Genomic DNA, 5,675 nt, shown 5'->3' on the forward strand with positions numbered 1-5,675 from the left:
ATGCGCAATCGCGGCAAGCGTTCGCATGGAACAGGGCGCAACGATCATGCCGGATACCGGAACCGACCCGGACGCAATGCTGGCACCGATATCGGCGCTCGGGTGATGCCGCGTCACCAGTTGCCGCAGGTTTTGCAAAGCGTCCGGGCCGCATTCCTGCGCAAGTGTCCGCATCCCGGCTGCGCTGACCACAAGATCGGCCTCGATATCCGATGACGCCAGGCACCGGGCCACGGCAAGGCTCAACGCCGCGCCTGACGCACCGGATACCCCCAAAACAACACGGGCGTTTGTCATGCTCTCAGCTCCGGCATCAATCGGTTTACAAGGTCTTCCGCAAAGGCGTGATCTCCATCCGCGGTGTGCATCACAGTCCCCCATTCCCGCAGCGTTTCACTGCCCAGTTTCGTCGTCGCGTCGATGCCGATTTTTCCGGCCAGACCGGGTTCGGGTGATGCAAAATCCAGATAATCCATAGGTGTCCTGTCCAGCACCATCACGTCCCGGCCCGGGTCCATGCGAGTGGCAAGCGCCCAAGCAATATCCTCCCAGTTTCGGGGATCGATATCGGCATCGACCGCGATGATCATTTTCGTATAGCTGAATTGCGGCAGCATTCCCCACAGGGCCATCATCACGCGCCGGGCCTGCCCCGGATACCGTTTGTCGATGGCAACGATTGCCATTCGATAGGAACAGGCGGCGGGCGGCAGCCAAAGATCGTGGATTTCGGGGATCTGCGCGCGGATGGTCGGCAGGGCCAGGCGGTTGAACACCTCGCCAATGATTGACGGTTCGTCCGGTGGCCGCCCGGTATAGGTCGAAAGATACAGCGGCGCGTCCCGATGGGTGACAGCGCTGACCTGCATCACCGGAAAGGGTTCAGCCGGGTTGTAATAGCCGGTGTGATCCCCAAAAGGCCCCTCGGGGGCGGTCTCGCTTGGTGAAACCCAACCTTCCAGAACAATCTCGGCGTCAGCAGGGACCAACATGGGGATGGTTCTGGCCGGGATCAGATGTGGGCGCTTCTGGTTCAGGGCACCGGCAAATGTCAGCTCGGATACCGTTTCTGGCAAGGGCAAGGCCGCCGATAACAAAGTCGCGGGGTTTGCGCCCAGCACAATGGCGACGGGCATCTTTTCGGCGCACCTCGCCCAGCTCCTGTGATGCGCCGCGCCGCCGCGATGAGGCAGCCAGCGCATGATGACACGGTTCCGGTCCAGCACCTGAACACGGTAAACCCCCGCGTTATAGCCTTGCGCCGCGTTTGCATCGCTGCCGTAGGGCCGGGTAAGAACCACGGGCCACGTGATCAGCGGCCCCGCATCGCCGGGCCAGTGGGTCTGGATTGGCAGCGCGGTCAGATCCACATCCGCTCCGCTGTGGCAGAGGCTTTGCACCGGGGCAGTTCTGACCAGTTTCGGTCGGGTCGACAGGGCCGCCTTCAGCATCGGCCATCTGGCCAGCGCGTCCCGCACTCCGTCCGGCGGCGTCGGGGACCGCAGCGCGGCCAGAAAGGCCCCCAGATCGTCCAGCCCGGCGGGTGTGACACCCAGCCCGGCAGCAACCCGTTCCGCTGTTCCGAACAGGTTGACGACGACGGGGGTATCGAACCGATCAGTGGACACGTCTGTCGGGTGGTCAAATTGCAGAACCGGCCCACCCGCCTCAAGCACGGCGCGGTGAACAGCGGTCATCTGATGGCGTACGGAAACCGGATCAGGGATGCGCCTGAACTGTCCGGTGTCTTCGCACCATTTCAGAAAATGCCGAAGGCTGGGATATTGCGGCAGGGTGCGAATGGGACTGCTCCGACGGTGGTTTCCACCCTCTAGCAACGAAAGCGAGGGGTCGAATTGACAACCGTCAAGTCACCCCAGCCGCGATCGCCCTAGGAAGGCATCCAAGGTCATAATGTTGAGACAGCAGGAGGTCTCATTGCCCGTTCCTCAGAACCCGATACCGCGCTGCCCGGCGGCTTTGGCGGCCATGTTTCGGATAGTGCCGCTTGGCCCCTTGTCGCTGTCGCTGACGGTCTTCACGCGCCGGGTCGCAAAGAAAAACCCGGAAATGTTTCAACGGCTTGGCGCATACGGAAGATCAGTTTTCGTTCTTGATCCGACGGATTTGCCTGTTGTCCTGCTGCTTGATCCGAATGGCGGTGCCCCAAAGGTGACACTGACCCGGCGCAGCGGGTCAGGGGTTGCGCGTATTTCCGGCCCTCTGGCGGCCCTTCTTGGGCTGGTTCACGGTGCATTTGACGGCGATGCACTGTTCTTCTCACGTGATCTGGTGATCGAGGGCGATACGGCCGCGGCGCTGGCCCTGCGCAACGCAATAGACGACGCGGAACTGGACCTCGCGCACGAGGCCGCAGCCCTCTCCGGCCCGCTTGCGCGCCCGCTGAAGCAGCTGATCGCGTTGGTGGAACGTCGAACCGGCCTGTACCTGACTCGACCGGAAGATGCTGTACTATGGTGATGGAAATCGTCTGCCCGGCAGGAACGCCCGCCGCCTTGCGCGCAGCCGTCAAGGCCGGGGCGCATACAGTCTATTGCGGCTTCAATGACGAAACCAACGCGCGCAACTTTCCGGGCCTGAACTTCGACCGGGCCGAAATGCGCGCGGGTGTTGCCTTTGCCCATGACCACGGGGCCAAGGTACTGGTTGCGATCAACACGTTTCCCCGCGCCGGCAGCGAAGCAATCTGGCATCGCGCGGTGGCCGATGCGGAAACCTGCGGCGCGGATGCCGTGATCCTCGCCGATATCGGGCTGCTGGATTATGCCGCGCGCAACCATCCGGGGCTGCGCAGGCACCTGTCCGTGCAGGCCGCGGCGGCGAATGCCGATGTGATCAACTTCTATGCCGAAACCTTCGGCGTCAAACGTGTGGTCCTGCCGCGCGTGCTGTCGGTTCCCGAAATCGCCGCCATCAACGCCGAAACAGAAGTCGAGACCGAGGTTTTTGTGTTCGGCGGGCTCTGCGTGATGGCCGAAGGTCGCTGTTCGCTGTCCTCTTATGCCACCGGGCTGTCTCCGAACATGAATGGAGTCTGTTCGCCCGCCAGCCATGTTGAATACCAGAACGACAAGGGCGCGTTGAACACCCGTCTGGGCGGTTACCTGATCCACCGGGTCGAACGAAATCAGCCGGCACCCTATCCGACATTGTGCAAAGGGTGCTTTTCCGCAGGTGAAAAGACGGGCCACCTGTTCGAAGACCCCGTCAGCCTGAATGCGGAACGGCTGATCCCGCAATTGCAGAAGGCCGGCGTTACCGCGCTGAAGATCGAAGGGCGCCAGCGCTCGAAATCCTACGTTGCGCAGGTGGTTCGGAACTTCCGTGCCGCTGTCGACGCGCTTGAGGCCGGGCGCCCCCTGCCCGAGGGGATGCTGGCCCGTTTGTCCGAAGGGCAGGCCATGACAACCGGCGCATACAAAAAGACCTGGAGATAGCGCGATGGAGCTGACCGTTGGCCCCAACCAGTTTTTCTGGCCCGCCGATAGCTGGACATCCTTTTACGAGGATTTGGCGCAAACCCCCGTCGACCGCATCGTGCTGGGCGAGCTGGTTTGTTCCAAGCGCCTGCCGTTCTATCAGGACCGGATTTCCGACGCGATTGCCCGGCTGGTTGAGGCAGGCAAACAGGTTGCGCTGACCAGTCTTGCACTGGTGACGCTCAAGCGTGAACGCAAGCTGACCGCCGATCTGGCGGATCTGGGGGTCACGGTCGAGATCAACGATCTGACTGCGCTAGCGCATCTGCCCGAAAACACCGATTTCGATGTCGGACCGCTGATCAATGTCTATAACGAAGGCACATTGGCATGGCTGGCGTCACGCGGGGCGCGTCGCATATGCCTGCCGCCGGAACTGCCAATCGCCTCGGTCAGGGTTCTGGCACAAGCCGCCGCCAGTTTGGGTGTCGCGGTCGAGGTTTGGGGCCACGGTCGCCTGCCGCTGGCCATCTCCGGCCGGTGTTACCACGCGCGCCTGCATGGGCGCAGCAAGGATAATTGCCAGTTTGCCTGCGAAAACGATCCCGACGGGTTGGATGTGCTGACCGGCGATGGACAGCCGTTCATGGCCATGAACGGTGTGCAGACCCTGTCAGACAGCTATGCCTGCACGGATCATCAGATCGAGTTGCTGCAAAGTGCTGGCGTCGCGGCCCTGCGCCTGTCGCCGCAATCTCAGGGGTTCCCAAGGCTCTGCGCGCTCTACCGACAGCGGCTGGATGGGCAACTTGACCGGGGCGATCTGGAACACGCGCTGCGTGCGGACGATCCCGGTATAAGGCTAAGCGACGGGTTCCTGACCGGCGCATCCGGCGCTGAATGGTCGGGTTCGGCATGCGCGCCCACCGAAGCAGCACGCTGATCATTCTGGAAAAGACCGGCATCCGATAGCGAATTTTCAGCACGACCTGAGCGGGCGATCCGGAAAATCCATGGATCGTCCTGCACAGTCAGGTGGTCACAGGCAGGCGTTGCCGCACCAGTTCGGCCCACAGGTTTGCTCCCAATGGCAGCAGCGCGTCGTTGAAATCATAGTCATTCGCGTGCAGGGGGCGGCCATTCGACCCCTCGGTTCCATTGCCGATCAGCAGAAAACACCCCGGAACCGCTGCCGCAAATTCCGCGAAATCCTCGGAAAACGACATGGCGGTCCGGTCGCCGTCAACCTCCAAACCCAGCGTTTTTGCTGCTGAAACCACATGGGTTGCGGCGTCGGCATCGTTGATTGCCTCGATGAATTCGGTCTGGAACTCCACCGTCACCGCGACACCGTGGCTTTCCGCCACGCCTGCTGCAATCTGCCGCATGTGATGTTCAATCCGCGCGCGGTCGTCGGGGGACATCGCCCGTGCGTCCCCTTTCAACACCGTTCGGCTTGGCAGGACGTTGCGCTGCCCATCGGTGATGAACTCGGTCACGGAAACGACCGCGCCAGACGCCGGGGCAAGCTTACGCGAAACGATGGTTTGCAAGGCCAGAACAAGCTCTGCTGCGGGCGTAAGTGTCTCGCGCCCGACATGGGGCATCGAGGCATGGCCGCCCTGACCAGTGATTGTGATCTCGAATAGGCTTTCGCTGCAACAAACAACACCGGCGCGGGTTGAAACCCGCCCAACGGGTTCGCCCGGCAGATTGTGCGCGCCATAGACTTCGTCAATCGGAAAATCCCGCAGGACGCCTTCATCAATCATCGCCCGCGCACCCAGCCCGTGCTCCTCATTGGGCTGGAACAGGAAGACAACGGTGCCGTCAAAGCCCTGATCCCTGGCCAAAAGCTCGGCCGCGCCCAGCAGCATGGTCGTATGGCCGTCATGGCCGCAGGCGTGCATCACGCCCGGATTCTGAGACTTGTAGGCAAAGTTGTTGGCCTCGGTAATGGGCAGGGCGTCGAAATCCGCGCGCAGACCGATGGACCGGTTGCCATGGCCCGCTCGCAGAACACCAACAACGCCGACACCCTCATGCACTTCGATGCCAAGGCTTCTCAGGTGATCGGCGATCCGGGCCTTGGTCCAGTCCTCCTGAAAGCCAAGCTCGGGGTTGCGGTGAAACTTATGCCGCAGGGCGCGCAGGTTCTCAAAAAAACTCGTCAAGGCAACTCTCCTTCGTCCTGCTTTCTTTCGTCATTGCTACAGGGTTTTGCAATCCCGCTCA

At 62.0% G+C, this 5,675-nt stretch carries 6 protein-coding genes; 3 read left to right on the forward strand and 3 right to left on the reverse strand.

Translation table 11 applies throughout. The features are described from left to right. Together AC2FNC_RS19820 and AC2FNC_RS19825 are read right to left on the reverse strand one after the other, a co-directional pair. Window positions 1–297 (reverse strand): flavoprotein (locus tag AC2FNC_RS19820; protein WP_496716422.1); only part of this gene is annotated, 297 nt, incomplete at its 3' end. Continuing rightward, window positions 294–1,802: a UbiD family decarboxylase gene (locus AC2FNC_RS19825; protein WP_496716425.1), complete on the reverse strand. Its 1,509-nt coding sequence runs from the start codon at window positions 1,800–1,802 to the stop codon at window positions 294–296. The genes AC2FNC_RS19825 and AC2FNC_RS19820, both read right to left, overlap by 4 nt. 136 nt (window positions 1,803–1,938) lie before the next feature. Between AC2FNC_RS19825 and ubiT the strand changes: the two genes are divergently transcribed. Genes ubiT through ubiV form a run of 3 tightly spaced genes read left to right on the forward strand, consistent with a single transcriptional unit; the run spans window position 1,939 to window position 4,383 of the window. Continuing rightward, window positions 1,939–2,481 carry a ubiquinone anaerobic biosynthesis accessory factor UbiT gene (gene ubiT, locus AC2FNC_RS19830; protein WP_480496068.1) on the forward strand — a complete coding sequence of 181 codons (543 nt, stop codon included), beginning with the start codon at window positions 1,939–1,941 and terminating at the stop codon, window positions 2,479–2,481. Further along, a complete protein-coding gene (ubiU, locus tag AC2FNC_RS19835; protein ID WP_480871489.1) occupies window positions 2,481–3,458 on the forward strand; it encodes a ubiquinone anaerobic biosynthesis protein UbiU in 978 nt (325 codons plus the stop codon). The genes ubiT and ubiU overlap by 1 nt, the downstream gene beginning before the upstream one ends. Before the next feature lie 4 nt (window positions 3,459–3,462). Further along, window positions 3,463–4,383, forward strand: a complete 921-nt coding sequence (ubiV, locus tag AC2FNC_RS19840) for a ubiquinone anaerobic biosynthesis protein UbiV (protein ID WP_496716423.1) — start codon at window positions 3,463–3,465, stop codon at window positions 4,381–4,383. Between the two features lie 88 nt (window positions 4,384–4,471). Here the strand turns inward: ubiV and AC2FNC_RS19845 are convergent, their stop codons facing one another. Then, window positions 4,472–5,614 carry an amidohydrolase gene (locus AC2FNC_RS19845; protein WP_496716424.1) on the reverse strand — a complete coding sequence of 381 codons (1,143 nt, stop codon included), beginning with the start codon at window positions 5,612–5,614 and terminating at the stop codon, window positions 4,472–4,474. Window positions 5,615–5,675: the final 61 nt, after the last annotated feature.

This window comes from Ruegeria sp. BHSA123, assembly GCF_059613425.1.